At 65.1% G+C, this 26,220-nt stretch carries 16 protein-coding genes, 1 other RNA gene, 1 pseudogene and 1 riboswitch; of the genes and pseudogenes, 13 read left to right on the top strand and 5 right to left on the bottom strand.

Annotated elements, in window-relative coordinates:
* Positions 1 to 75: 75 nt before the first annotated feature.
* Both Y887_RS08960 and Y887_RS18935 read left to right on the top strand, forming a co-directional pair.
* Entirely contained in the window at positions 76 to 1,914 is a 1,839-nt protein-coding gene (locus Y887_RS08960) for a methyl-accepting chemotaxis protein (RefSeq protein ID WP_046964002.1), read from the top strand.
* 75 nt (positions 1,915 to 1,989) lie between these two features.
* Positions 1,990 to 2,065, top strand: a non-coding RNA gene (locus tag Y887_RS18935) — sX9 sRNA.
* A 4-nt stretch (positions 2,066 to 2,069) separates the two neighbouring features.
* Here Y887_RS18935 and Y887_RS08955 read toward each other — a convergent pair.
* Positions 2,070 to 4,040, bottom strand: coding sequence for a S9 family peptidase (locus tag Y887_RS08955; RefSeq protein WP_046964001.1), 1,971 nt, complete (start codon positions 4,038 to 4,040; stop codon positions 2,070 to 2,072).
* A 256-nt stretch (positions 4,041 to 4,296) separates the two neighbouring features.
* Positions 4,297 to 4,394, top strand: a riboswitch (TPP riboswitch).
* Positions 4,395 to 4,506: 112 nt separating this feature from the next.
* Here Y887_RS08955 and thiC point away from each other — a divergent pair.
* The 4 genes and pseudogenes from thiC to Y887_RS08935 all read left to right on the top strand — a co-directional run bounded on the left by thiC (position 4,507) and on the right by Y887_RS08935 (position 13,081).
* Positions 4,507 to 6,384 (top strand): phosphomethylpyrimidine synthase ThiC, encoded by a 1,878-nt coding sequence (gene thiC, locus Y887_RS08950; RefSeq protein WP_046964000.1) that lies wholly within the window; start codon positions 4,507 to 4,509, stop codon positions 6,382 to 6,384.
* A gap of 418 nt (positions 6,385 to 6,802) precedes the next feature.
* Positions 6,803 to 9,143, top strand: a pseudogene (locus Y887_RS08945) (winged helix-turn-helix domain-containing protein).
* Positions 9,144 to 9,253: 110 nt separating this feature from the next.
* Positions 9,254 to 10,147, top strand: a complete 894-nt coding sequence (locus Y887_RS08940; protein ID WP_046963999.1) for a helix-turn-helix domain-containing protein — start codon at positions 9,254 to 9,256, stop codon at positions 10,145 to 10,147.
* 48 nt (positions 10,148 to 10,195) lie between these two features.
* Entirely contained in the window at positions 10,196 to 13,081 is a 2,886-nt protein-coding gene (locus Y887_RS08935) for a TonB-dependent receptor plug domain-containing protein (protein WP_046963998.1), read from the top strand.
* Between the two features lie 295 nt (positions 13,082 to 13,376).
* Here Y887_RS08935 and Y887_RS08930 read toward each other — a convergent pair whose 3' ends face one another.
* A complete protein-coding gene (locus Y887_RS08930; RefSeq protein ID WP_046963997.1) occupies positions 13,377 to 14,492 on the bottom strand; it encodes an HDOD domain-containing protein in 1,116 nt (371 codons plus the stop codon).
* 147 nt (positions 14,493 to 14,639) lie between these two features.
* The gene (gene ppa / locus Y887_RS08925) at positions 14,640 to 15,176 is read right to left on the bottom strand and encodes an inorganic diphosphatase (protein ID WP_005990841.1); all 537 of its coding nucleotides are present in this window, start codon (positions 15,174 to 15,176) and stop codon (positions 14,640 to 14,642) included.
* A gap of 196 nt (positions 15,177 to 15,372) precedes the next feature.
* On the opposite strand from ppa, the gene Y887_RS08920 reads away from it, so the two are divergent.
* Positions 15,373 to 15,855 (top strand): hypothetical protein, encoded by a 483-nt coding sequence (locus Y887_RS08920; protein ID WP_046963996.1) that lies wholly within the window; start codon positions 15,373 to 15,375, stop codon positions 15,853 to 15,855.
* A gap of 228 nt (positions 15,856 to 16,083) precedes the next feature.
* Here Y887_RS08920 and Y887_RS08915 read toward each other — a convergent pair whose 3' ends face one another.
* Positions 16,084 to 18,111 carry a sodium-translocating pyrophosphatase gene (locus Y887_RS08915; RefSeq protein ID WP_046963995.1) on the bottom strand — a complete coding sequence of 676 codons (2,028 nt, stop codon included), beginning with the start codon at positions 18,109 to 18,111 and terminating at the stop codon, positions 16,084 to 16,086.
* A 250-nt stretch (positions 18,112 to 18,361) separates the two neighbouring features.
* Between Y887_RS08915 and Y887_RS08910 the strand changes: the two genes are divergently transcribed.
* Both Y887_RS08910 and Y887_RS21640 read left to right on the top strand, forming a co-directional pair.
* Positions 18,362 to 18,883: a hypothetical protein gene (locus Y887_RS08910; RefSeq protein ID WP_046963994.1), complete on the top strand. Its 522-nt coding sequence runs from the start codon at positions 18,362 to 18,364 to the stop codon at positions 18,881 to 18,883.
* A gap of 462 nt (positions 18,884 to 19,345) precedes the next feature.
* Positions 19,346 to 20,017, top strand: a complete 672-nt coding sequence (locus tag Y887_RS21640) for a PA4824 family protein (protein WP_052764985.1) — start codon at positions 19,346 to 19,348, stop codon at positions 20,015 to 20,017.
* A gap of 342 nt (positions 20,018 to 20,359) precedes the next feature.
* On the opposite strand, the gene Y887_RS08900 is transcribed toward Y887_RS21640, so the two are convergent.
* Positions 20,360 to 21,616, bottom strand: a complete 1,257-nt coding sequence (locus Y887_RS08900) for a 6-phosphofructokinase (protein ID WP_046963993.1) — start codon at positions 21,614 to 21,616, stop codon at positions 20,360 to 20,362.
* A gap of 159 nt (positions 21,617 to 21,775) precedes the next feature.
* On the opposite strand from Y887_RS08900, the gene Y887_RS08895 reads away from it, so the two are divergent.
* The 4 genes from Y887_RS08895 (at position 21,776) to Y887_RS08880 (ending at position 25,807) form a co-directional block, all read left to right on the top strand.
* Positions 21,776 to 22,339: an adenylate kinase gene (locus tag Y887_RS08895; protein ID WP_046963992.1), complete on the top strand. Its 564-nt coding sequence runs from the start codon at positions 21,776 to 21,778 to the stop codon at positions 22,337 to 22,339.
* A 341-nt stretch (positions 22,340 to 22,680) separates the two neighbouring features.
* Positions 22,681 to 24,048, top strand: coding sequence for a UDP-N-acetylmuramate:L-alanyl-gamma-D-glutamyl-meso-diaminopimelate ligase (gene mpl, locus Y887_RS08890; RefSeq protein WP_181113351.1), 1,368 nt, complete (start codon positions 22,681 to 22,683; stop codon positions 24,046 to 24,048).
* Entirely contained in the window at positions 24,048 to 24,644 is a 597-nt protein-coding gene (locus Y887_RS08885) for an LON peptidase substrate-binding domain-containing protein (protein ID WP_046963990.1), read from the top strand. The genes mpl and Y887_RS08885 overlap by 1 nt, the downstream gene beginning before the upstream one ends.
* Positions 24,645 to 24,922: 278 nt before the next feature.
* Positions 24,923 to 25,807, top strand: coding sequence for a bestrophin family protein (locus tag Y887_RS08880; protein WP_046963989.1), 885 nt, complete (start codon positions 24,923 to 24,925; stop codon positions 25,805 to 25,807).
* Positions 25,808 to 26,220: the final 413 nt, after the last annotated feature.

The following is a 26,220-nucleotide window of genomic DNA, read 5'->3' as shown; positions in this document are numbered from 1 at the left end:
CAACCGCCACGGATGAGTGCGCCTCAACTCTGCCTGCCGCGCGCCGCTAACCACACCGATGGACTAGGAATCCCCATGAGCTCGATGCACTCGCCTGACCTGCCGTCGCACACGCGTGCGGCCCTGCTCCCCGACGCGCCGGTCGCCTTGCTGCGGCTGTCGGCCGAAGCGTGTGTGGTGGCCTGCAATCGCGCCGGCCTGGACGTGCTGGGCAAGACCGCCAACGAACTGGAAGGTTTGCCGGCATCGGTGCTGTGGGGATTGAGCGCCACCGACCTGGTCGGGGACGAAGGGGTGTGGGCGGCACCGGGCGACGACCCGGCCCGGCGCGTGCGTTATATCCGCGACCGCGAGCATGGCGGCTGGATGCTGTCGTTGCCGCACGTCGAAACCGCAATCTTGTTGCGCGAAGCCACGCGGCTGGCCGACGGTAGCCGCCCGGTGCCGATCTCGCCGCTGCTGCAGCCGCTGGTGGCACGCCTGCAGGCCGAGCACGAAGACCGCACGGTGCTGGAGCGCACTGCGCAGGCGCTGGCCGGCTGCGAGCTGGAGCTGCTGCTCCCGCCGGGCCTGGCAGACACCGACATGGGCCGCCGGCTGCAGGCCGGCTTCGGCAATCTGGCCGAAGCGATCCGCCAGGCGGTCGCGCTGTCGGTGCAGATCGCCGCTGAAGTGCCGCCGTTGGTGGCCGAAAACGACGAGATGGTGCGCCAATCGCAGGCGCAGACCGAGGCGCTGGACGGTGCCCGCGTGGCCGTGGAGCGTCTGTCGTCGAGTCTGCAGGACGTCAATGCCGAACTGGCCCAGGTGATCGCGCTGGCGGCCAGCGCCGATGACAGCGCGCGCCAGGGCGTGGCCGCGGCACACGCGCTGGGCCAGGCCATGCACGAGGTGGAGCGTCGCGCCGCACGTGCCGGCGAGGTCATCGAGGTCATCGACTCGGTGGCGTTTCAGACCAATATCCTGTCGATCAACGCCAGCATCGAAGCGGCGCACGCCGGCGATGCCGGGCGCGGCTTTGCGGTGGTCGCCACCGAGATCCGCCGTCTGGCCGAACGTGCCGCTTCAGCGGCGCGCGATGTGCGCGCGATCCTGGCCGAAACCAGCGCTGCGGTGGGCGAGGGCGCGGCCTCCGCGCGTGGCACCGAGGCGGTGCTCGATGGCATCACCCGCGTGCTTGGGCAGGCCAGTAGCGCGATGACCACGGTAGCCGGGCGCATCCAGGCGCAGGATGGCGAAATCCGCGGGATCGAGCGTGCGGTGGATGGCGTGGTGGCGCTGGGGCGCAGCAATCTGCAGCACGCCGCGCACGTGGCCGAACGCAGCGAAGCGCTGGAGCGCGGCACCGAAACCCTGCGCGACTGCGTGAGCCTGTTCCGCCTGCCGTCCGATCCATTGCAGGTGCCCAGGCATGCGCGCGTCAAGGAACTTGCCGTCGCCACGGCGGGCAAGATCGGCACCGCACTGGCGCAGGCCATCGCGCGCGGGCAGATCGACGAAGCGGCGTTGTTCGCGCGCACCTATACCCCGATCGCCGGCGTGGAGCCGCCCAAGTTCAGCACCGACTTCGACGCGGTCTGCGATCAGCTGCTGCCACCGCTGCAGGAGCCCCTGCTGGGGGCGCATCCGTGGATCGTATTCGCGATCTGCGCCAATCCCGACGGCTACGTGCCGACCCACAATCTCCGTTTCACCCAGGCGCTGACCGGCGATGCCAAGCGCGATCTGGTCGGCAACCGCACCAAGCGCAAGTTCACCGACCGCGTCGGCCGCAGCGTGGGCGCGCATACCGACCCGTACCGGCTGCAGGTCTACCGCCGCGATACCGGTCAGATCATGTTCGACCTGTCTGCACCGATCTTCGTCGGCCGCAAGCATTGGGGCGGCCTGCGGGTGGGATATACGCTGGAGTGACGCCGGCCGGCGTGAGAGCCGCTGATAAAACTGCCGTGCTCCCGCCAGGTGGTCGCGGCCGGTGCCCGGTACTGCATGTGCCACGCGTACGCTCCGGCCGCTCCGCGGCGTCCACATCCACCTGACGACTGCGCGCTACGTTGTGTTCGCCGCTCTTACTGCGGCGCGGCCGGCGTCGGGTTGCCCGCCGATGCGGTGGTCGGGTTGCCCAGCTGCCTGGCCAGGAAGTGTTCTAGGGTGCGATAGAAGGCGATCTGGTTGGCGTCCTTGTAAAACCCGTGGCCTTCCTTGGGCACGGCCATCCATTCGGGCGCGTTGCCGCTACGGGTCAGCGCAGCCCGCAGGCTCTTGGCCTGGGCAAATGGCGCACGCTCGTCCTCTTCGCCGTGGACCAACAGCACCGGCGCCTTGATGCGTTGTGCCAGCGAAACCGGCGAGTGCGCGGCAAGCTCGGCTGCGTCGCGGCCGATCACGCGTTCCAGGTAACTGGTGCCGTACGCGCTCTGGTTGATATCGCCCTTGGTGTACATCATCTGCAGGTCGTAGATGCCGGCCACACCGACCGCGCAGCGGAACAGCTCCGGTGCCTTCACCTGCACCATCATCGCCGCGTACGCGCCAAAACTGGCGCCGTAGCTGCAGATGCGCGATCGATCGGCCAGGCCCTGGTCGATCGCCCAGCGCACGCCATCCACCAGGTCGTCCTGGATCCGTTCGCCCCATTGGCGATAGCCCGCGCGTTCGAAATCGTTGCCACGTCCCTGCCCGCCGCGGTAGTTGACCTGCAGCACCAGATAGCCGCGGCTGGCGAGAAATTGCGCATCGGTATCGAACGCCCAACCATCGCCGTCGGCATGCGGGCCGCCATGCGGCAGCAGGATCATCGGCAGTGGCGCACCCTGACCGGCCGTTGCCGGAACGGTCAGCACGCCGTCCAGCGTCAGCCCGTCGCGGGCCTGGAACCGCACCATGCGCCGCTCGCTCATCCGTGCCGCGGGCAGGGCGCTACGGGCCTTGATGACCAGCTTGAGCGTATTGGTCGGGCGATTGAAGATGTACCAGGCGCCGGCATCGCGGTCGCTATAGGCCTTCAGCAGCACGGCGTTGCCATCTTCGGTGAAGTTGATGAAATCCACGTACTGACCGGCCAAGGTCTCGCTGAGGCTGCGATGCAACTGCGCCTGTGCGTTGTCGGGCGCGACATAGTGCAGCGCAGGCTTGCCCGGTCCCAGTCGTGCCGCGAACGGCGCAAATGGCGCCGGTCCCCATTGCAGATCGTCCACGTCGTAGAACGGGTCGGAGGCCAGCATGCTGCGCTGCTGGCCGTCCGGGTCGCTGGACACCAGTGCCGCGGGACCGCCGGAGACGCTGTACCAGCCATAGACACGATTGGGCTGTTCGGCAAAGGCAATCGGACGCCAATTGGCCTGGACCTGCGTCAGCGGCGTCCAGCCATTGCCGCTGCGGCGGAACAGCAGGGAATTGTCGTCGTCGTCGGTGCCATACGCGTACTGCGCCACATCGGCGTTGTCGAGCACGAACCTCAGGCGCGGCACGTCGATGTCGGCCATCAGCCGGTGGGCGGTGGTGTTCGCGTCCACGTCGTACAGCATCGAATGGCGCGAATCCAGCGACAGCCGCCGCATGTAGAAGTGCCCGTTGCGCCGGCTCGGCAGCCCTTCGATATAGCCGAAGCCGCGCTCCAGGCCGGCATTGCGCGTGCTCTGCTGGTAGCCGTAGATGTAGCGCTGATTGCCGCCGTCCAGGTCGGTGGCGATGATCTCGCCCATCGGCACCGGCTCTTCCAGCGAGCCGAGCTTGCGGCCCTTGCCGATCACCAGGCGCCGATCGCTGACCCAGGCAATGCGGACCGGCAATTCGTAGCGCGGCAGGCGCAACATGGTCGTGGATTGCATGTCGGCGATGCGGTACACCACCAGCGCGTAGCTGCCATCCCCAAGATCGGCGCTGACCGCCAGATGCTTGCCGTCCGGCGACATCGCGGGCGAGGAAATCGGACCGGACTCGACGAAGGCTTCCGCCGGTAGCAGCTCAGCCGCTGCGCCAGGTCCGGCCGCTCCGATCAGCACTGCTGCCATCCACGCACACCGTTGCATCCATTGCATTCGCGTCGTCCATCCCCTGTTTCACGCGACGATAACGAAACGCAGCCGTCGGCTGCAAGGGGGCCGATAAAAAATGCCGCCGGAATGCGGCGGCAAGGAGAGAGAGCAGGTTTCTGGTTGTTGTGCGGCCACGCTAGCCAGCCGATGTGCCGCGGAAATGTCTGGGCATGTCAGCTGCACGGCTGCGTTCATCNNGATGAACGCAGCCGTGCAGCCACCCGCGCATGCGCCCACGCGCGGCGATGTGGTTTAATCGCCGCCGAAGTGGGGGTACCGCAGTGCGCTGCGGTTGAGATAGTCCCTTCGAACCTGATCCGGCTCATACCGGCGTAGGGAAGCTTCGTAAGATGCGATGGCCCGTGCCTGCACCGGTCGTCCTGTTGAGCGCCGCCGCTTCGTCCGCACTGCGACTTCTTCGCAGAGCCAGCGCCATTGGTGCTGGTCACCAGCACACAGGACGAACGCCATGAATGCCGCGCCTACCGTTTTGCAGCAACAAGCCCAGTCGTTATCCGAGGCTGTGACCCAGCCGATTCCCGGTTCCCGCAAGATCTTCGTGTGCGGCTCGCGCACCGACCTGCAGGTGCCGATGCGCGAGATCGTGTTGACGCGCACGCCGACGTTGTTCGGCGGCGAAGACAATGCACCGCTCAGCGTCTACGACACCTCCGGGCCCTACACCGACCCGCAGGCGGCGATCGATCTTGCTGCCGGCCTTGCGCCGTTGCGTGCCGACTGGATTGCCGAACGTGGCGATACGGTGGCGCTGGAGACCTTGAGTTCGCACTTCGGGCGCGGCCGCGAACACGATGCGCGGCTGGAGGCGGTGCGCTTCCCCGCACGGCGCCTGCCGCGGGTGGCGCGTGCCGGCGCCAATGTCACCCAGATGCATTACGCACGTCGCGGCATCGTCACGCCGGAAATGGAGTTCGTGGCGATCCGCGAGAACCAGCGTCTGGAGGCGGTGAGCGAGGCGATGCTGCGCAAGCAGCATCCCGGCGAATCGTTTGGTGCGTCGATCCAGCAACGCATCACGCCGGAATTCGTGCGCGACGAAATCGCCCGCGGACGGGCGATCCTGCCCAACAACATCAACCACCCGGAAAGCGAACCGATGATCATCGGTCGCAATTTCCTGACCAAGATCAACGCCAACATCGGCAATAGCGCGGTGTCGTCGGGCATTGCCGAAGAAGTGGAAAAACTGGTGTGGTCGATCCGCTGGGGCGGCGATACGGTGATGGACCTGTCCACCGGCAAGCACATCCACGAAACGCGCGAATGGATCATCCGCAACTCGCCGGTGCCGATCGGCACGGTGCCGATCTACCAGGCACTGGAAAAGGTCGACGGCCGGGCCGAAGAACTGACCTGGGAGATCTTTCGCGACACCTTGATCGAGCAGGCCGAGCAGGGCGTGGACTATTTCACCATCCACGCCGGTGTGCTGCTGCGCTATGTGCCGCTGACTGCAAAGCGCGTCACCGGTATCGTCTCGCGCGGCGGTTCGATCATGGCCAAGTGGTGCCTGGCGCACCACAAGGAAAATTTTCTCTACACGCACTTCGAAGACATCTGCCAGATCATGAAGGCCTACGATGTGGCGTTTTCGCTGGGCGATGGGTTGCGCCCGGGCTGCATTGCCGATGCCAACGATGCTGCGCAGTTTGGTGAACTGGAAACGCTGGGCGAGCTGACCAAGCTCGCCTGGAAGCACGACGTGCAGACCATGATCGAAGGGCCGGGGCATGTACCGATGCAGCTGATCAAGGAAAACATGGACAAGCAGCTGCGCGAATGCGGCGAGGCGCCGTTCTACACCCTGGGGCCGCTGACCACCGATATCGCGCCCGGCTACGACCACATCACCAGCGCGATCGGTGCGGCGATGATCGGCTGGTTCGGCACCGCGATGCTCTGCTATGTCACGCCCAAGGAGCATCTGGGCCTGCCCAACCGGCAGGACGTGCGCGACGGCATCATGGCCTACAAGATCGCCGCGCATGCGGCCGATCTTGCCAAGGGACATCCGGGTGCACAGGTGCGCGACAACGCATTGAGCAAGGCGCGCTTCGAGTTCCGTTGGGACGACCAGTTCCATCTCGGGCTGGATCCGGAAAAGGCCAGGGAGTTCCACGACGAAACCCTGCCCAAGGAGGCGCACAAGCTGGCGCACTTCTGCTCGATGTGCGGGCCGCATTTCTGCTCGATGAAGATCACCCAGGACGTGCGCGATTACGCGGCCGAGCACGGCATGGGCGAACAGCATGCCTTGTCGGCTGGCATGGAAGAAAAGGCGTCGCAGTTTCTGGCGCAGGGGGCGCAGGTTTATCGCGCCTCCTAGGCCGCAAGCCTGCTTAAGGTTGCCCGCAATGCACGGCCCGCTTATCGAAAATTCAGCTTCGTCTGTGCAGATCGCATCGCTGCGCGCAAGTGCCGCGATGCGATTGTGCTGCAAGCGGTTACAGCGAATAAGGGTTTGCAGCGTTTTAGCTGAATCGCAGATAAAAAAATCGCGCCAGAAGGCGCGAAGGAAACATCGTAATTATTTGAATTCGTCGGCGAGAGAGAGAGAGCCTGACGTCGCCGCCTGTTATAGGAAGCAACGGGGCATAGAGTAAAATTTGCACCAAATGGATGCATGACACAGTTGGTCGTGGTCCTTTGCTGAATTTGGCGTTTCGCACTCAGTGCGAAGCGTTCTTGTAGTCCTTGCATGCCGACGCGTGTTTTTGCCGATGAGTGTTCCTTCTGCTACTGCAATGCCAACTGGCCGGCTGCGTGTCGGGCAGTGTGTGGTCGACGTTGCCTCGCGCGAAGTGCACGCACCGGGCGCAAGGCGCGCGTTGCGCTTGCCTCCCAAATCGTTGGCAGTGCTGCTGACCCTGGTGCGACAGCCGGGGCAGGTGGTCACGCGCGAGCAGTTGCTCGCCGAGGTATGGCCGGACACCTTGCCCAGCAACGATGTGGTGACCCAGGCAGTGACGCAGCTGCGCAAGGCGTTTGCCAGCAGCGGCAGCCAGCGGTCCGAGTACATCGAGACGATTGCCAAGACCGGGTATCGCCTGATGGCGCCGGTGGCGTGGGAGGCGCGCACCGATGCCGCGGCGACGGTGATGCAGACGAGTTCCTCGCTGGAGCCGCCTGGCTTGCAACCGTCCGCGCAGGCGGCACCGATCGCGACAGATGAGCCCAGTGCTGCGGCTGAGACCAATGACCCCCTGCCACATCAGGCGGCAACGCCATCGCCTGCTGCGGCAGTGACGCCGCGCCGGCGTCGCTGGATGGCTCTGGCCTTTGCGGGCCTGGCGCTGGTGGTGGTGCTCGGCCTTGCGGCACGCACGTTGTGGCTGCGTGCGCCGGCAATCGATGTCGCAACGTCCACCGCGGTTCCGGGCAGCCCCAAGCGGCCGTACCAGGTCATCACGGCGGGGGGGCGGATTCGATCTCACGCCCAGCCTGTCGCCCGACGGCAGCATGGTGGCCTACGCCTCGCTGACCAGTGATCGGCCAGGGACGTCGATCCTGGTCAAGACGACCGACAACGCATATCCGCGCGTGCTGGAAACCCCGGCACCCGGCGTGTCCGACAGATTGCCCGCATGGTCGCCGGATGGACGCGAAATTGCGTTCTCCCGGCAGGCGCCGGATGGCAGCTGCAGGATCATGATCGCCGCTGCGGCAGGTCAGTCCGCAGCGCGTGAGGTGGTGCGCTGCGATGGCGCGGACATGCTCAGTTTCAGCTGGTCGCCCGACGGCCGCGCGTTGTTGTTCGGCAGCATGACCGGTGCGCAAGGTGCGCTGCGAATCCGGCGTCTGGACCTCGAAACCGGGCAATGGCAGGGATTGACGTACAGCGCGCAACCGACCGACTTCGACTACGCACCGCGCTATTCCCCGGACGGGCAATGGATCGTGTTTCTGCGCAATCCGCAGCTAGGAGATCTGTGGCGGATACCTGCCCAAGGCGGCAGTGCGGAGCGCTTGACGCACGACAACGCCGATATCCGAGGCTGGAGCTGGTTGCCGGACAGCAGCGGCCTGATCTTCGGCCGCCGCGTGGATAGCGAAGCGCGCCTGTATCGCCTCGATCTGGTCGACCGCAGCCTGCACGATCTGGGTGTGGACGACGCCCAGGCGCCGGACGTGGCGCGCGGGCATCTGGTGTTCGTGCAGCGCAAGCCGCAATTCGGCGTGTATCAGGTCATCCACGACCCAATGAACGGTGGTTACATCCGGCGTCGTCTGTTTCCTTCCAGTGGGCGCGACGACCAACCGATGATCGCGCCCGATGGGCGCCAGCTCATCTTCGCGTCCAATCGCTCCGGTGCGTACGGATTGTGGTGGGGCGATGTCGGCAAACCTGGCTCGATGCGATTGATCGAAGGGATCCGCCCGGACGCGCGACAGGCGGCCGACTGGTCGGCCGACTCGCGGCAGGTGCTGGTCAGCGGCAGCGATGCCGATGGGCACGCTGCACTGTTCGAAGTGACGCCGGGCACCGGCAAGGCGGTGCGTCTGCCGGTGCCGCAGGCGCGGCCATTGCAGGCGATCCATCTTCCCGATCCCAATCGCGTGCTGGTCGTTGCTGCAGCCGAAGATGGACATAGCTTTGCCACGCTATACGACCGCAGCGCCCGTCCTTGGCGTGCGCTGGCCGCGCTGCAGGATGTTTCGCAAGTGCGCCTGGACCGCGTCAGCGGGCAATTGTTGTTCACGCATCTGAGCGGGGCAGGGCTATGGCAGATTGCGCCGACCCTGGCCGCCGACTCCGTGCAACCGGTCGATGCGCAGCAACCATCGCGTTGGCGTTACCGCAGTTGGGCGCCGGGAGCCCAGGGTCAGGTGCATTACCTGTCGTCCAATGACAGTTGCGCGACACATGACAGCACGCTTGGCGGCGGCCGGGCGCAGTGCCTGGATGCGGCCAAGTTCACCACCATCAACGGTTTCAGCCTGGATCAGCGCAGCGGTGCGATGTATCTGGCGCTGGCTGAGGAGGATGGCAGCGCAATCGCCTACATGCCGCTGCCGGAGCATCCATCGGTGCAGGTCGGATTCATTTCCAACGTGTTGATGATGTTGAGAAAAGTGGCCTCGTAACTCCTTCGGAAAGGCTTCGTGGCAATTTCGGCAGACTTTCGTCGAAACGTCCTGACTCACGCCAGATTCGGCAAAACACTACGCCCTCTTTTGTACAAGGGGCTGCCAACATGCAACAGGTCATCACTGCCGATCGCGGGCTCGCACTGTGTCTGGACGGTGCCAGCGATGCGACATCGACCACCTGTCTGGCGGTCTCGCGTCTGGGCAGCATCCGCACCACCGCTGCGACATTCACCTTGTGGGTGCAGTTGCGTGGCCGTGCCTGGGTGGAGTCCAAGGAGGGCCGTTTCCGGCTGCGCGCCGGCGACTGGATCGCCTTCGACAAGGATTCGCATCCCACCGTGCAGGCAGATCGCAGCGCGTTGTGCGTTGGCGTCAGCCTGGATGGAAACAGCCTGCAGTCGCTGGCCGAGTTGACCGACGCCACGCTGTACCCGGGACGTAGCCACTTGTCGCGCAGCGACCTGCGTATTGCGCTGCGGCTGTGGCGCCGTGCGGCACTGCAGAGCGGCAGCGCGTCGGCGCGCCCGCTGTTGCTGCATCTGGCCGCGATGCAGCGCGACTTCGTCGAGCAGGAGCAGCGTTGTCCAGGTCGCTCGCGCAGCCGCCGGCGCCAGGTCTTCGGCCGCATGCAGCGCGCCCGGCTCTATCTGGAAGGCAACAGCGACCGGGTTGTGCGCATCAGCGAACTGGCGCAGCTGACCAATTTCTCCAGCTGGTATGTGTCCAAGACCTTCCAGAGCCTGTACGAAGAAAGCCCGCAGGCCTTGTCGGCACGCTTGCGCCTGGAGCGGGCCTCGGATTTGCTGCGCGATACCTCGATGATGATCGGCGAGGTTGCGGCCGCCAGCGGGTTCGACAATTGCTGCAGCTTCGCACGCGCATTTCGTGCGCGTTTCGGCGTCTCCGCATCGCGCTATCGCGACCAGACGACCAATCCGCCAGATTCGGCAAAGCCACGGAACGTGACGCGCAAAGCGATGGCGTTCACGCAAACGTAATTTGCACGGGGGCGCTTAACGCGCCACTAACGAACCCTGGAGAGATTGATGAACCTTCGCACCTCCGCAGTGCGGCTGGGCCTGTTGCCCGCCGGTATTGCGATCGCGTTGACGCCGGCTTTTGCCGCCAATGCACAAGAGCAGTCCGCCCCGTCGACCACGACGCTGGACCGCATCGAAATCACCGGCTCGCGCATCCGCTCGGTCGACGTCGAAACCGCACAGCCGGTGTTCACGGTCTCCCAGCAGGACATCCAGAAGTCCGGCCTGGTGAGCGTTGGCGACATCCTCCAGAACCTGTCGATCGCCGGCACGCAGACCTACAGCAAGGCTGCCGTGCTGACCTCCGATCCGGAACAGGGCGGCCAGTACGTCAACCTGTACAACCTCAATGAAAACCGTACCCTGGTGTTGGTGAACGGCAAGCGTTGGACCAGCAGCCTGAACGGCCTGACCGACATGTCCACCATCCCGAGCTCGCTGATCGAGCGCATCGAAGTCCTGAAGGACGGCGCCTCGGCGATCTACGGCTCCGACGCAGTGGCCGGTGTGGTCAACATCATCCTGCGCCAGAACTACGACGGCGCAGAAGCGTCGGCCTACTTCGGCCAGAACGGTCGTGGCGACGGTTCCAAGGAGCAGTACTCCTTCACCGCCGGCACCACCACCGACCGCTCCTCGCTGGTGTTTGGCGTCAACTACACCAACGAAGATCCGGTGTGGGCCAAGGATCGCACGCTGACCCGTTACTCGGCCGGCCCGAACCACATCGAAGATGGTCTGAGTGCAACCGGCCCGTGGGGTCGCTTCACCGCCAACGACCAGACCTACATCCTCAACCACACCGGTTCGTTCGACGGCCGCGGCGTGGGTGCGGATTCGCGCAACATCGCCAACTACCACAACGACATCACCACCGACGATTACTTCAATTCCGTCGACCAGATGATGTTGCAGCAGTCCAGCCGCAACAAGTCGATCTTCACGACCGGCAGCTACAACCTGACCGACAGCCTGACCTTCAAGTCGACCGCGATGTACTCCGAGCGCGACTCGAACCGTCAGATCGCCGGCTACCCGCTGCAGGCCGCATCGCAGCCGCAGTTCCCGGTGGCCATCAGCGGCAGCAGCTACTACAACCCGGTTGGCCAGGACATCACCAGCTGGTTCCGTCGTACGGTTGAATTGCCGCGCACCACCGAAAGCAACGTCAAGACCCTGCACTTCGATGCAGCGCTGGAAGGCGTGTTCGACGTCGGCAGCCACGGCTGGAACTGGGACGTGGGCTTCAACTACAACAAGTACGATGTGACGCAGGTTTCGCGCGGCAACATCAACCTGCTGGCGCTGCAGAAGGCACTGGGCCCGTCGTTCCTCAATGCACAGGGTCAGGTGCAGTGCGGTACCGCAGCCAGCCCGCTGCCGCTGGGCACCAGCAATGCGCTGGGCCAGTGCACCCCGTTCAACATCCTGGGTGGCCCGTCGGCCTCCACGCCGAACGCGCTGCAGTACATCAATGCGCTGGGTCAGTCCACGCAGCAGAGCCTGAGCAAGCAGTGGACCGCCAACATCACCGGTGGTCTGTTCGATCTGCCGGCCGGTGAGCTGGGCTTCGCCGCAGGCGTCGAGCACCGCGAAATCAGCGGCTACGACTACCCGGATCAGCTGTCCAGCGCCGGTTACACCACCGACCTGGCTGCACAGGCCACCGAAGGTCGCTACCAGACCAACGAAGCCTACCTGGAGCTGTTGATTCCGGTGCTGAAGGATCTGCCGGGCGCCAAGGAACTGTCGTTCGACGTGGCCGCGCGTTACAGCAACTACAGCCGCTTCGGCGACACCACCAACAGCAAGTTCAGCTTCACCTGGAAGCCGATCGACGACCTGCTGGTGCGCGGTACCTACGGCACCGGTTTCCGTGCGCCGACGCTGTCGGACACCTTCGGTGGCGGCTCGCAGACGTTCGATACCTTCACCGATCCGTGCGACGCGACCTTTGGTTCGCTGGGCAACGCAGGTGTAGCAGCGCGTTGTGCTACGCAGGTGCCGGCTGGCTTCCGTCAGACCGATAGCGCTGGCAACGCGGTCACGCGTCGCGACGTGCAGGGCAATGCACCGTTCAATTCGGGCGTGGGCAATGCAGAGCTGGAGCCGGAATACAGCATCACCCGCACCGTGGGCATGGTCTACAGCCCGCATTGGGTGCAGGGCCTGGACTTCTCGCTGGACTGGTACCGCATTTCGATCTCCAACATCATCACGTCGTTGACGGCCAATGATGTGTTGAACAACTGCTACCTCAACAACCTGGAAAGCTACTGCGCCGACTTTGCGCGCGATGCGGTCACCGGCCAGGTCACCACGCTGAGCCGCGGTAACGTCAACCTGGGTCGTCTGGAAACCGAAGGCTATAACTTCGGCGTGCGTTACCGCATGCCGGAAACCGCGTACGGCAAGTTCGCGTTCAACCTGGACACCAACTACCTGGCGACCTACAAGTCGCAGGCAGAGTCCGGCGCCGAATGGGCCAACTCGGCCGGCTACTGGAACTTCCCGCGCGTGCGTGCCACCTTGGGTGTTGACTGGTCGCTGGGTGCGTTGTCGGCCAACTGGAACCTGCGTTACTACGGTGGCTTCCGCGACTACTGCTGGGATGCAGCGGCAGGCATCGAGTGCAACGACCCGAACTACCAGACCCCGAACCCGGGCTGGGGCGGCGGTACCGGTTCCAACAAGAAGGGCTCGATTTCCTATCAGGACGTCTCGGTCACCTGGCAGGCTCCGTGGGATGGCAGCGTGACCGTTGGCGCCCGCAACATCTGGAACAAGCAGCCGCCGATCACCTACTCGATCACCAACAGCAGCACTGCGGCGATCGATCCGATGCTGGACTACGACCGCTTCCTGTTCGTGCAGTACAACCAGCGCTTCTGATCATCGAAGCGTCGTAACGAAAAGCGGGCCGAAAGGCCCGCTTTTTTTATGTCCTTTCTTCCTGCTGCTGCGAGCGCCGAACAGAACGCGTCTGGGTTGTGTCGTTCGCCGGCGCTGGGTATAGACGCTTGCATCGCCACCCGGAAGGGCGCATCCGTGGTCCAGGGTGTCCAAGCGAAAGCCGCACGCTGCACCGGCTGCTACAGCGCTGCCGCACTGTCGGCAGCGCCAATAAAAAAAGGCGCGAACATGTCGCGCCTTTGATCGTCTCACTATCGGCAACCGGTGCCGTCACTCACGCCTCGGCAAGCCCCAATAACGTGTCGGCCTGCTCGCGCCAGGTCGGGAGTCGGGAAATGACGCCGACCTTGGACAGGTACTCTTCGTCCACCGTCTCGCCGCTGGCCAGTGCCGTGGCGACGTGCACCGCGCCGGTCACCCAGAAGCTGCGCAGGCTGGAGCGCTGCGGATGGCGATGGAACGCCACCGCTTCGATGATCGGCATCGGCAGGCCCCACAGACCGAGCAGGTACGCGCCGGCTTCGGTGTGGCCCAGGCGCTCGTCGCCGCCTTCGGCAGGCGGTTCGCGCTCGTCGCGCACGCCCGGCAACAGCAGCCCGATATCGGCCAGCAAGGCGGCGGTGGAGCCGAGTTCGGCGCTGGTGGGCGGCAACACTTTCGCCGCCAGCCGCGACGAGAGCAGGGCGCGGCGCTGCATCGCGCTACGCTCGGCCGGGGTCAGCGTCTGCACCGAGAACACCTCGCTGGCCAGCACCAGGTCGCGCAGCGTCGCCACGCCCAGGCGGGTGACCGCCGTGCGCAGGTCGGTGATGCTGCGTCCGCCGGAAAAGAACGCCGAATTGCACAACTGCAGTACCTTGGCCGCGATCGCCGGGTCGCCGGCGATGAGCTTGGCGATGTCGGCCGCATCGGCGCCATCGTCTTCTTCCAGGGCGTGCATCAGGCTCAGATACAGATGCGGCGGGGGGGGCAGTTTTTCGATGCGTCCGATGGCCGCGCGCAGGCGTGGATTGCTGAGCAGGTCGCGCAGTTCTTCCAGGCTGGTGACGGCTTCGAGCAAGACTTCCGGCGCCAGCGGCATCGGCAGGAAACGGTGCGCCACGCCAATGATGCGGGCCGGCGGCGTGCGCTGGCCGTCCTGGGCATCGATCAGCGCGATGCGAATGGTGTCCGGGCGCAGCGTGCGGATCTGCCCCAGCAACGTGGCGGCAGTCAGGTCCGGCAACACCGGGGCAACGATGACCGCATCGAAGGGCGACAGCGCGGCAGCTTCGATCGCCGAATTTCCATCGGCCACCTGCTGCGCCTGCCACTGGTCGCCGAGATCGGCGACGTACTCGACAAGGTCGGACGGAAGACTGGCTTCGTCCCCAACAAACAGAATACGCAAGACACTTCCCCAGAAGTCACCGACGGCGGGCGCCGGCCAAACGCAGCTCGGCAATGTACCCAATCTACCGACGGCGGTCACCGGGATCACGGCAAAAGCGTGATCCCGGTCGCTCCGCACGTGCGAAGCAGTGTTACGGCCAACGGCTCAGGGCGCGTCGGAATTATAGCGTTCCACCGATTCGACCAGAATGCGCTTGGCCTCGGCCGCGCCGCCCCAGCCGTCGAGCTTGACCCACTTGCCCTTCTCCAGGTCCTTGTAATGCTCGAAGAAGTGTCCGATGCGCTCCATCCAGTGGCTGGACACCTGGTTGATATCTTCGATATGCGCATAGCCGGAGAAGATCTTCTCGATCGGCACCGCCAGGATCTTTTCGTCGCTGCCTGCCTCATCGCTCATGCGCAGCACGCCGACCGGACGGCAGCGCACCACCGAGCCCGGGACCAGCGGTAGCGGCAGGACCACCAGCACGTCGGCCGGATCGCCATCGCCGCACAGGGTGTTGGGCACGTAGCCGTAGTTGCAGGGGTAACGCATCGGGGTCGACAGGATGCGGTCGACGAAGATCGCGCCGCTGGCCTTGTCCACTTCGTACTTGACCGGCTCGGAATCCTTGGGGATCTCGATGACGACGTTGATTTCTTCCGGCAGATTCTTGCCAGAGGTGACCAGTTCAAGGCCCATGCGGGTAGCTCCGAGGCGTCAGCAGTGTGTGGAGCGCGATTCTACGCGTTCGGCTGTTGCGCTGCAGCGACACTGAATGGGCAATCTTCTGAGGGCCGGATGCGGCATAGCCTGCATTCATCACGGGCGGCCGGCTGATCGTGGCGGCCGAGGACGCGGCGCACGCTGCAGACTCATCCACTGCTCGGGAAATCTCATGTCCAGGCTCGCACGCTTGCTCGTCTTACTGCTGCTCTCCCTCACCGCCCAGGCGGCCGCTGCGGCAACGCCACCGCCGACCTACGTGGACGCGGTCGACTGGCCGGCCAATGCCGAGGGCTGGGACGCCTTCATCGATCTGGAGCAGCGGCTGGACCGCGATTTCGACAATATCTGCGGCGACACCTTCTGCGGAGGCGAATTCAGCGATTACCAGCCGCTGCGCTTTCGCTGCTCGGTCCACCGGGTCACCGGCGTGGTGCGCAGCTGCATCTGGACCTTCGGTGCCAGCGAGGTGAGCGTGGATCCACGCAGCGGTTACCTGCGCTCGGACAGCCGCGTGTGGCGCTGCACCGCACCGCTGAAGGCCGGTACCCGCCTGGACGAGATGTACCGCGTACTGGCAGTGACCAACCCGTTGTTCGAACCGCTGCCGGGCGGCGCGCCGCCGATCTACGACGGCTTGATCGGCTGTCTTTGAGCGATGCCGGGCCGGGCCGGTTGCCGGCCCGGTCGTCACCGGGGGGGGGGGGGCCCCGGGGGGGGCCCGGGGGGGGGGGGGCCTCGGCAGCGTCGCGGGAGCGCCCGATCGCCGGTGGTGCTGGTCGCTGCGAAGGCACTGTCGGTCGCGTCGCCCGACGCCTCAGGCCTGCCTCCACTACCTGCGGCCACGCGGCCGCAGGTGCCAGATCCATTCGGCCATGCCTGGCTACAACAGCGGTACCAGCAACAGCGCCACGATGTTGATGATCTTGATCAACGGATTGATCGCCGGCCCGGCGGTGTCCTTGTACGGGTCGCCCACGGTGTCGCCGGTGATCGCCGCCTTGTGCGCCTCGCTGCCCTTGCCGCCGAAATGGCCGTCTTCGATGTACTTCTTGGCGTTATCCCAGGCCCCGCCACCGGTGGTCATCGAAATGGCCAAGAACAGCCCGGTGACAATGGTGCCGATCAGCAAGCCGCCCAGGGCGCGTGGCCCCAGCAGCAGCCCGACCACGATCGGGACCACGACCGGCAGCAAGGAGGGTACGATCATTTCGCGGATCGCCGAGCGGGTCAGCATGTCCACCGCGCGGTCGTATTGCGGCTTGGCGGTACCGGCCATGATGCCGGGGATCTCGCGGAACTGACGGCGGACCTCTTCGACCACCGCGCCGGCCGCGCGGCCCACCGCTTCCATCGCCATTGCGCCGAACAGGTACGGGATCAGGCCGCCGATCAACAGACCGATGATCACCGTGTGGTCCGACAGATCGAAGGAGAAGACCTCGGTGGGATGGGCTGCCTGCAGGTTGTGGGTGTAGTCGGCGAACAGCACCAATGCCGCCAGTGCGGCCGAGCCGATCGCGTAGCCTTTGGTGACCGCCTTGGTGGTGTTGCCGACAGCATCCAGCGGGTCGGTGATCGCGCGTACTTCCGGTGGCAGTTCGGCCATCTCGGCGATGCCACCGGCGTTGTCGGTAATCGGGCCATAGGCGTCCAGCGCCACGATCATGCCGGCCATCGACAGCATTGCCGTGGCAGCGATCGCGATGCCGTACAGGCCACCGAAATGGAACGCGCCCCAGATCGCTGCACAGACTGCGATCACCGGCAGCGCGGTGGATTTCATCGAGATGCCCAGGCCGGCAATGATGTTGGTGCCGTGTCCGGTCGTGCTGGCAGAGGCGACATGCTGCACCGGCGCGTATTGGGTGCCGGTGTAGTACTCGGTGATCCACACGATCAGGCCGGTGAGCACCAGGCCGATCAATGCGCAGGCGTACAGCGAGGCGGCGCCATGGCTGTTGTCGCGCATCAGGGTCTGGGTGATCGGCCAATAGGCCAGCGCAGCCAGCACGCCGGAAACGATCACGCCCTTGTAGAGCGCCCCCATGATCGAGCCGCCTGCTTTGACCTTGACGAAGGCCGCGCCCACGATCGAGGCGATGATCGACACGCCGCCCAACACCAGCGGATACAGCACGGCGTGTGGCCCGGTCTCGGCCAGGGTCAGGCTGCCGAGCAGCATCGTGGCGATCACGGTCACCGCATAGGTCTCGAACAGATCCGCTGCCATGCCCGCGCAGTCGCCCACGTTGTCGCCCACATTGTCGGCAATCACCGCTGGATTGCGCGGGTCGTCTTCGGGGATGCCGGCCTCGACCTTGCCGACCAGGTCAGCGCCCACGTCCGCCCCTTTGGTGAAGATGCCGCCACCCAGACGCGCGAAGATCGATATCAACGAAGAGCCGAATGCCAGGCCGACCAATGCATGCAGGTTCTGCTCCAACGGCAGCCCCAGCGCCTGCAGCACCGCGTAATAGCCAGCCACCCCCAGCAATCCCAGGCCCACCACCAGCATGCCGGTGATGGCGCCACCGCGGAACGCCACATCCATCGCGCGGCCGATGCCGTGCCGTGCGGCCTCTGCGGTGCGCACATTCGCGCGCACCGAGACGTTCATGCCGATATAGCCCGCCAGGCCCGACAGGAGCGCGCCGAGCGCGAAGCCGATCGCTGTGTACCAGCTCAGGAAGAGTCCGACCAAGACGAACAGCACGCCGCCAGCGATCGAAATCGTGAGGTACTGCCGATTGAGATAGGCACGCGCCCCTTCCTGGATTGCCGCTGCGATCTCCTGCATGCGTGCGTTGCCGCTCGGTTGCGCGACCACCCAGCGCGCCGAGACGATCCCGTACAAAATTGCCAATACCGCGCAGCCCAACGCAAGCCCTAACCCGTAGTGTTCCAGCATGACCCCTCCCAAGAGAATGGATGTCATCCGGTCGGGATGAACCAAGGGCGGCGCACGCAACGAGTGGGGTGCGAATACGGTCTCGACGGCCCAATGGCCGTAATGCGCGTCGCGATGTTCATGATGGCCGGATCGCGGCCGAGTATGCGCCGCGGCTTGCAGGGGTGCCACCACCGCGGCTTTGGCGCGTCGTTCAGTCGCGACATGACAGCCTGCGGCCAACGTGATCGAGCCGATCCAGGAGTAACGTATGTCGAACGATGCTGCGTCCAGGTACGCCGCTGTGCTGGCCATGCTGCTCACCGGCAGCGCATGCGCTGCAGAGCAAACGCCAGAGTTGAAGGCCCGCCCGCCTGGTACCGCGCAAGCCGTTGGTGCGGTGCACACCTTGCGACAGATTCCAGAAGCCTGTGCACGCCTGGAAGGTGTGTTCACCGGCAATGCCGCACAGCCCTATACGTTCTCGGTAGTGCGCAGCAGCCCCACTTGTCAGCCGCGCGCGCGCATTGTGGACTACGCCAAGGCGGCGCCCAGTGTCGCGTCGGGCTGGATCTTCAACGACGTGATCCGTGTCCCAAGCGCAGCCTGCCCAAGTCAACAGGCGGTCGTGCGCGTGTGGCGCAAACCGGTGGATGCCAAGCCGCAGCTCGACGGGCAAGGCCAGTCACGCATCTACCTGGAAGATGCCAAGCAACAGGCCGCTGCCGGCAAGATCCCGCAGGTGCCGATGTTCGCGGTGCAGCAGACGATGGAAGGCAAGGCCTGCCAGTGACATCCACGGCCTCGATGCCGGGCGCTACGGCTCACGCTAAGGCTGTATGAGAGGTACAGACCTCCGCATGGCATGACGCCCGCCAGCGGCATGCCATGCAGTTGCCGTATCGATCAAGAGTGCTCGCCGGTGTTGCTGCCGATGCCGCTGGCCGTGTTTGCGCATCTGTATCGACGCAGCGTTCCACGAATCGCTTAACTCTTGACAAGGATCAGTTGCGCCGGCGTGCACTTGCGCATGGTGACTGCCCTGCGCATCTGGAGCGACCCCGGGCACTGCGAAGCAACTGCGCGTGGCCGCCAGGTTTCCTGCGGCAGCAATCGGCTTCGCCATGCGCCACGCGTACACTCCCGACCCGGCACGCCAGTCACCTGCATCCGATGCGTTGCCGACGACGATTTGTCGCTGCGCTCAGTGCTGTACCCAGTCGCGCAGCAGCTGCGCTGATTTTTGAGAACGTCTATGAAGGTATTGCGTTATTCCCCGGGCCTGCTTGCCTTCTTCGCACTGTGGCACCCGGCACCGGTGCGCGCCGCGGCGAGCATGGTGGTCGACGATGCTGGCGTCACGCCACATGGGCAATGCCAGCTGGAAGCCTGGTGGCGTGCAACGCCGGGTGGTGCATCGGCCACGGCGGTACCTGCCTGCAATCTACTGGGCACGGAATTTTCCGTCGGAATGACCGAGGTCCGACATGGATCTGCCGCGCTCGATATCGGAGCCAAACACATGCTGCGCGATCCGGAGCAGCATGTCTGGGGGCTGGCAGTCGCGGTCGGGCTGCAGCGCGACTGGCAGGAACCGCAGCAGCGCGCGAGTTATCTCACCGTTCCGCTGACGTGGTCGCTTGGCGCGGATGGGGCCACGCGGATTCACGTCAATCTTGGTCTGGTCGCACAGCATGCCGGGTCCGATGCCACCACTGCAGGGGTCGGTCTGGAGCAGGTACTCACGCCCAAATGGACAGTGCTGGCCGAGGCATCCGGAGACGATCGCAACGGGCGGGGCGCACAATTTGGCATGCGCCGGCTGATGGGCGGGGCATCCAGCGTCGATCTGGTGGTCGGGCGTGATCGCGCAGCGGCACCACGCGGATGGATCACGTTGGGGGTCAACCTGGCAATGTCGCCGTGATCTTTCTTGTCTCAGCACAAGGCGGCAGCGTCTGGCTTCCATCCGCACGCGCTCTGCCGGCTCATTACAGCCAGGTCCTGTCGCTGTTCGACTGCGGTGGTCCGCATTCCGAACCCTGCCGCGCATTGCGACAGGGTGGGGAGTGTGCACGTGTCAGTCAGCGACCTCCTGCTCGGCAACCAGGAGATTCCCTATGTAAAGGGGCTCCACAGGCAACCGCCTCCTCACGGCGGTTGTCTGCTTTATGGGGCACTGCCGTCGGAGATTCCGCAGACAGCCCAGCGCCGGCTGGCATGAGCGTCCTCGCACAGATGTCCTAGCGAGGGCGCGCGGCAAGGTCGCTCAGCCCTCCCACACCGGCAATTTCTTCGCCACCGCCACATTCTTCAAGGTCACATACTTGGGCAGGCCGTCGTTGCCGTAGGCCAACGGCGCTTCGCCCTTGATCAACGGGGCGAAATAGCGGCGGGCGCGCTCGGTGATGCCGAAGCCGTCCTTGCGCAGGAAGCTGGGCGGCATCTTCTTTTCGTGATTGGCCACCTTGTGCAGCGGGGCGGGCACGATCTTCCAGCGATAGGGGGCATCGCTGACGCGTTCGATCACCGGGATCACCGCGTTCATGCCCTTGAGGGCGTATTGCACTGCGGCCTTGCCGACGGCCTGGGCCTGTTCCCAGTCGGTCTTGGAGGCGAGGTGGCGTGCGGAGCGTTGCAGGTAATCGGGCAGCGTCCAGTGCACCTTGTAGCCGAGCTCCTGTTTGACCTGCGCTGCGAGGAACGAGGCCACGCCGCCGAGCTGCGCATGGCCAAACGAGTCGGTCGCCCCGCCGGCATCGGCGACGAATTTGCCATCTGCGTCCTGGATGCCTTCGCTGGCGACCACCACGCACCAGCCCACCTTCTCTACCACGTGCTTGACCTTGGCCAGGAACGCGGCCTGATCGTAAGCGCGCTCGGGCAGCAGGATGATCTGCGGCGCCTCGTCCGGCCCCTGGCCGGCCAGGCCTGCGGCAGCGGCGAGCCAGCCGGCGTGGCGGCCCATCGCCTCGTAGATGAAGACCTTGGTGGAGGTGTCGGCCATGGCGGCGACATCCAGCGCCGCCTCGCGCACCGACACCGCAGTGTATTTGGCCGCCGAGCCGAAGCCGGGGCAGGTATCGGTCACCGCCAGATCGTTGTCGATGGTCTTGGGCACGCCGATGCAGTGCAGCGGGTAGCCGTAGGCCTTGGCCAGCTGCGAGACCTTCCAGGCGGTGTCGGCCGAATCGTTGCCGCCGTTGTAGAGGAACCAGCGCACGTCGTGCGCACGCAGCACCTCGAGCAGGCGCTCGTACTTGGCGCTGTCCTGTTCCAGCGACTTGAGCTTGTAGCGACACGAGCCGAACGCACCGCCGGGTGTCTGCGCCAGTGCGGCAATCGCTGCGGCGGATTCCCTGGAGGTGTCGATCAGCTCCTCGCGCAGCGCGCCCAGGATGCCGTTGCGGGCTGCCAGGACCTTGATCTTGCGCGCACGCGCCTCGGTGATGACGCCAGCGGCGGTGGCGTTGATGACGGCGGTGACGCCGCCTGATTGGGCATACAACAAGTTGCCAGTGGACATAGGGGGACGGGCTCCTCACATGGAAACATGGCGCAGGGGACAGTGCCGGGACATTCCCCGGATGGGGTAAGCTGCACGACCATACGGTCAGCGTCGGCGAAGGCTTGAGTCTAACGCCGCCAACCGCAACGCGTTTTTATTCGAAAGTGGAGTCCACTGATGCGATTGGTTCTGTTGGGACCGCCCGGTTCGGGCAAGGGCACCCAGGCGACACGTCTCAAAGACACGTTTGACATCCCGCACATTTCCACCGGCGACCTGCTGCGTGCCGAAGTGGCCGCCGGTTCACCGCTCGGCCTGAAGGCCAAGGAAGTCATGGCGCGGGGCGACCTGGTGTCCGACGACATCCTGCTCGGCATGCTGGAGGCGCGGCTCGGTCAGGCCGATGTCGCCAAGGGCTTCATCCTCGATGGCTATCCGCGCAATGTGGCCCAGGCCAATGCGCTGGACAGCCTGCTCAGCAAGATCGGTCAGCCACTGGATGCAGTGGTGCAGTTGGACGTCCCCAGCGAATTGCTGGTCGAGCGCATCGCCGGGCGCGCCAAGGCCGAAGGCCGTGAGGACGACAACCCGGAATCGGTACGCAAGCGTCTGCAGGTCTATACCGATTCCACTGCGCCGGTGATCGGCTTCTACGAGCAGCGCGGCAAGTTGGCGCGCGTCGATGGCGTTGGGTCGCTGGACGAGGTGCTGGCACGTATCAGCAAGGCGCTCGGCCGCTGAGTCACCCGGGCCGGGCGCAATGCCCGGTCCTGTTCACCGCGCGCCCGTTGGCCGCATCGTCTGCAGGTCCAGACCCCAGCAAAGAAAAACCCCGGCCATACGAGATGACCGGGGCAGAATAACGCCAGTAGTGAGCTTGCTCAGAGCCCCGACAGCATGAGCTCCCTGGGGATTTGGTCTCTTGGGGAGTAGAACCAAAGGGTGCTGCGACTGGCGTTCAGCATAGTGAGGGATGTGACGCAGTTCGCATATCGGGAAATTCCCGACAGTATGGTAGGAGTTTCCCGACAGCTGCACCGGCTGCCGGACGGAATGTCCTGCAACTGCGGTGATCGGCGACAATGTGTGCCATGAGCAAACTCCACATCCTCGGCATCGCCGGGACTTTCATGGGCGGTGTGGCCGCCCTGGCGCGCGAACTGGGCTGGCAGGTAGAAGGCAGCGACCAGGCGATCTATCCGCCGATGTCCACCCAGCTGGAAACGCTCGGCATCGCGCTGGCCCAGGGCTACGCGCCGTCCAATATTTCGGCAGACGCCACCGAGGTGGTCATCGGCAACGCCCTGTCGCGCGGCAACCCTGCAGTGGAAGCGGTGCTCGATGCTGGCCGCCGTTACAGCTCCGGCGCCCAATGGCTGGCCGAGCAGGTGCTGCCGGGCCGCGACACCCTGGCGGTTGCCGGTACCCATGGCAAGACCACCACCACCACCATCCTGAGCTATCTGCTTGAGGCGGCCGGCCGCGCGCCGGGCTTTCTGATCGGCGGCGTGGCCGAGGACTTCGGCGTGTCGGCGCGGCTGGGGCAGGGGCGCGAGTTCGTGGTGGAAGCCGACGAATACGACACCGCATTCTTCGACAAGCGCAGCAAGTTCGTGCACTACCGGCCGCTGGTGGCGATCCTCAATAACCTGGAGTACGACCACGCGGATATTTTTCCTGACGTGGCCGCCATCCAGCGCCAATTCCATCATCTGGTCCGTACCGTGCCGGCACGTGGGCGGTTGATCGTCAATGGCGAAGACGCGCGGCTTGCCGAGGTGTTGGCCATGGGCTGCTGGACGCCGGTGGAGCGCTTCGGCTTCGATGCGGCGCTGGAGTGGAGCGCGCGCTTGATCGCCGCCGATGGCAGCGTGTTTGCGGTGTCGCATCGCGGCGTGGAGATCGGCCAGGTGCAGTGGCCGCTGGTCGGGCGGCACAACGTGCTCAACGGACTGGCCGCGCTGGCGGCGGTGCATGCGGTGGGCGTGGACCCGGCAACGGTGATGCCGGCGCTGGCGCACTTTCACAGCGTCAAACGCCGACTGGAAGTGTTGGGGCAGGCGCGCGCGATCACCGTCTACGACGACTTCGCACATCACCCCACTGCCATTGCGACCACGTTGCAGGGTTTGCGTGCGAAGGTGGGTACGGCGCGCGTGCTGGTGGCGATGGAGCCGCGCAGCAACTCGATGCGGTTGGGTGCGCATGCGCAGGCGCTGGCGCCGTCGCTGCACGATGCCGATGCGGTGGTGTTTCTGCATCGCCCCGAATTGCCATGGGATGCGGCGCCGATCATCGCGCAGGTACGCGGGCAGGCGCACGTGGCGCATGACGTGGACGCGCTGCTGCAGACGCTGGGCGACATCGTGCAGCCGGGCGACCATGTGGTGTTCATGTCCAACGGCGGGTTCGACGGCGCGCCGCGTCGCTTCCTGGCGCAGCTGTCGTGATGGCATCGACCTCCGACACGGCCGACACCAGCGCCCTGCCGCTGTTTCCGTTGCACAGCGTGTTGTTGCCAGGCGCGGCGATGGGGTTGCGTGTGTTCGAGCGCCGCTATCTGGATCTGGTGCGCGAGTGCGGACGCAACGGCACCAGCTTCGGCGTGTGCCTGATCCTGGATGGCAACGAGGTTGGCGCACCGGCGACGCCGGCGGCGTTCGGCACCGAGGTACGTATCGAAGATTTCGATGTGGGCGCCGATGGCGTCCTGGTGTTGCGCTTGCGCGGCACGCGTCGCTTTCATGTGCAGCGCTCGCGCATCCGCGACAACGGGCTGCTGGTAGGCGAGGTGAGCTGGTGCGAGCCCGACCCCGACGACGAATTGCGGCCCGAGCACAGCCTGTTGGCAACCGTGCTCGAACGCATGCTCGAACAGGTGGGCGGCGAATTCGCATCGGTCGGCCCAGGGCTGCTGGATCAGTCCGCATGGGTGGGCTGGCGGCTGGCCGAATTGCTGCCGTTGACCGAACAGCAACGCTTGTCGTTGTTGCAGCAGGACGACCCGCATCGGCGCCTGGATCAGTTGCTGGCCTGGATGCCCTGAGCGAAGCCAACACCGTAGCGCGAGCGATGGCCGGGCGGTTGCGAGTGGAGTGCGAAGGTGTCTGATCTGCAGAGGCATGCATGCCGTTGCGGGTATCGTCCACGCCTGACTGATGATCGCGCGCGTGTTCCGCTGCGGCGATGCAATGCGTTCGGCCGCCCCATCACCACGCTTGCACCGCCGCAACGGCACACTGGCCACGCTCGAGTGCGCTATCGATGGCATCCATGCGCTGGATGCGCGCCATGGCCAAACGCGTTTCATTGAGGGAGTGAGCCTTGATCATCGATGTCAAACCGCGTGTGGCGGATGTAGTCAGTCAGGTCTGGCGGACCCTTGCGGTGCTGTTTGTCTGGGATGTGTTGATCACGATCGTCTATTACGTGCTGCCGTTCCGTGCGCCGGCATTGCCGTTGACCATCTTCGGTTCGGCACTGGCGTTGTTCCTGGGCTTTCGCGCCAATTCCACCTATCAGCGCTGGTGGGAAGGGCGGGTGCTGTGGGGCCAGATGATCAATGCATCGCGCAATCTGGTGCGTTTGAGCGTCAGCATCCTGTCTGCGCCGGAAGCTGGAGCGCTGGGGCGCACGATCGCGCTGCGTCAGGTCGCCTACGTCAATGCATTGCGTTGCCAGCTGCGTCGGTTGCCGGTGGCGATGGCACTGGAGCCGCGGCTGGAGGCCGACGAAGTGGCAGCGGTGATCACCCGCACGAACGTGGCCAATGGCTTGCTCGACACGACAGGCCGCGCGGTGGAACAGGCGCGGCGCGCTGGCTGGATCGATAGCATCCAGCAGGCCAGCGTCGAGCGCATCCTGGTGGATATCGCCAACGCGCAAGGCGGCATGGAGCGGCTGAAAAACACGCCATTGCCGTATCAATACCGCTTCTATCCGAACCTGTTTACGCGGCTGTTCTGCGTGCTGTTGCCGATCGGCCTGGTGGAAACGCTGCAGTACGCCACACCGGTGGGATCGACGGTCGCCGGCTTGATGTTCCTGGCGGTGCTGAAGATCGGCGATGAGCTGGTCGACCCGTTCGCCAACACCATCCATGACCTGCCGCTGGACACCATGTGCCGCACGGTGGAAATCGACGCCCTGCAGGCCATCGGCGAACCCGCACCCGAGCCGATGCAGCCGGTGGATGGCGTGTTGTGGTGAGTGTGTCGGGCCGCGACCAGTGCGGCTTGTGCGTATCCAAACTGCGCTGAAGCTCACCATCCCGGCCGCCTTGAGAGGGAATCGAACGGTGCGGATGCGTCGGCTGTAGAGCGGCTGATCTGCGGGTTGGTTGCAGGGTCCTTGCCCGCCCACCATCGCGGGACACGCTGCAAGTACATCCCTTTAAGCTCTTACGCGGCATCCATGCCGCGTAAGGTCCCGCGACGGTGAGCGGGCAAGGACCAGTCGAGGGTGTCGGTGCGCATGGTGCAAGCAGTGCATGACGTGCGTTGTTTGGAAGTGGCGCTTTGGGTCAGCATCTCACTGCAGGCAGAGCAATAGGCGGAGCTCTCAACAAAGCAGCCAGCAAACTGTCTGGTGCGGTGTCCTCATCGCTTGCGGGACCGTGTGGC

It is taken from the genome of Xanthomonas pisi DSM 18956, from assembly GCF_001010415.1.
Taxonomy (GTDB): domain Bacteria; phylum Pseudomonadota; class Gammaproteobacteria; order Xanthomonadales; family Xanthomonadaceae; genus Xanthomonas; species Xanthomonas pisi.
This window is presented reverse-complemented; position numbering and strand designations above follow the sequence as displayed.

Excerpts from the sequence above, each read along its gene's own strand:
- ppa (WP_005990841.1), bottom strand. The coding sequence starts at position 15,176 with ATGGGCCTTGAACTGGTCACCTCTGGCAAGAATCTGCCGGAAGAAATC.
- mpl (WP_181113351.1), top strand. The coding sequence starts at position 22,681 with ATGTGTGCCATGAGCAAACTCCACATCCTCGGCATCGCCGGGACTTTC.
- Y887_RS08955 (WP_046964001.1), bottom strand. The coding sequence starts at position 4,040 with ATGCAATGGATGCAACGGTGTGCGTGGATGGCAGCAGTGCTGATCGGA.
- Y887_RS21640 (WP_052764985.1), top strand. The coding sequence starts at position 19,346 with ATGAAGGTATTGCGTTATTCCCCGGGCCTGCTTGCCTTCTTCGCACTG.
- Y887_RS08895 (WP_046963992.1), top strand. The coding sequence starts at position 21,776 with ATGCGATTGGTTCTGTTGGGACCGCCCGGTTCGGGCAAGGGCACCCAG.
- Y887_RS08915 (WP_046963995.1), bottom strand. The coding sequence starts at position 18,111 with ATGCTGGAACACTACGGGTTAGGGCTTGCGTTGGGCTGCGCGGTATTG.
- Y887_RS08885 (WP_046963990.1), top strand. The coding sequence starts at position 24,048 with ATGGCATCGACCTCCGACACGGCCGACACCAGCGCCCTGCCGCTGTTT.
- Y887_RS08920 (WP_046963996.1), top strand. The coding sequence starts at position 15,373 with ATGTCCAGGCTCGCACGCTTGCTCGTCTTACTGCTGCTCTCCCTCACC.
- Y887_RS08900 (WP_046963993.1), bottom strand. The coding sequence starts at position 21,616 with ATGTCCACTGGCAACTTGTTGTATGCCCAATCAGGCGGCGTCACCGCC.
- Y887_RS08960 (WP_046964002.1), top strand. The coding sequence starts at position 76 with ATGAGCTCGATGCACTCGCCTGACCTGCCGTCGCACACGCGTGCGGCC.
- Y887_RS08910 (WP_046963994.1), top strand. The coding sequence starts at position 18,362 with ATGTCGAACGATGCTGCGTCCAGGTACGCCGCTGTGCTGGCCATGCTG.
- Y887_RS08940 (WP_046963999.1), top strand. The coding sequence starts at position 9,254 with ATGCAACAGGTCATCACTGCCGATCGCGGGCTCGCACTGTGTCTGGAC.
- Y887_RS08935 (WP_046963998.1), top strand. The coding sequence starts at position 10,196 with ATGAACCTTCGCACCTCCGCAGTGCGGCTGGGCCTGTTGCCCGCCGGT.
- thiC (WP_046964000.1), top strand. The coding sequence starts at position 4,507 with ATGAATGCCGCGCCTACCGTTTTGCAGCAACAAGCCCAGTCGTTATCC.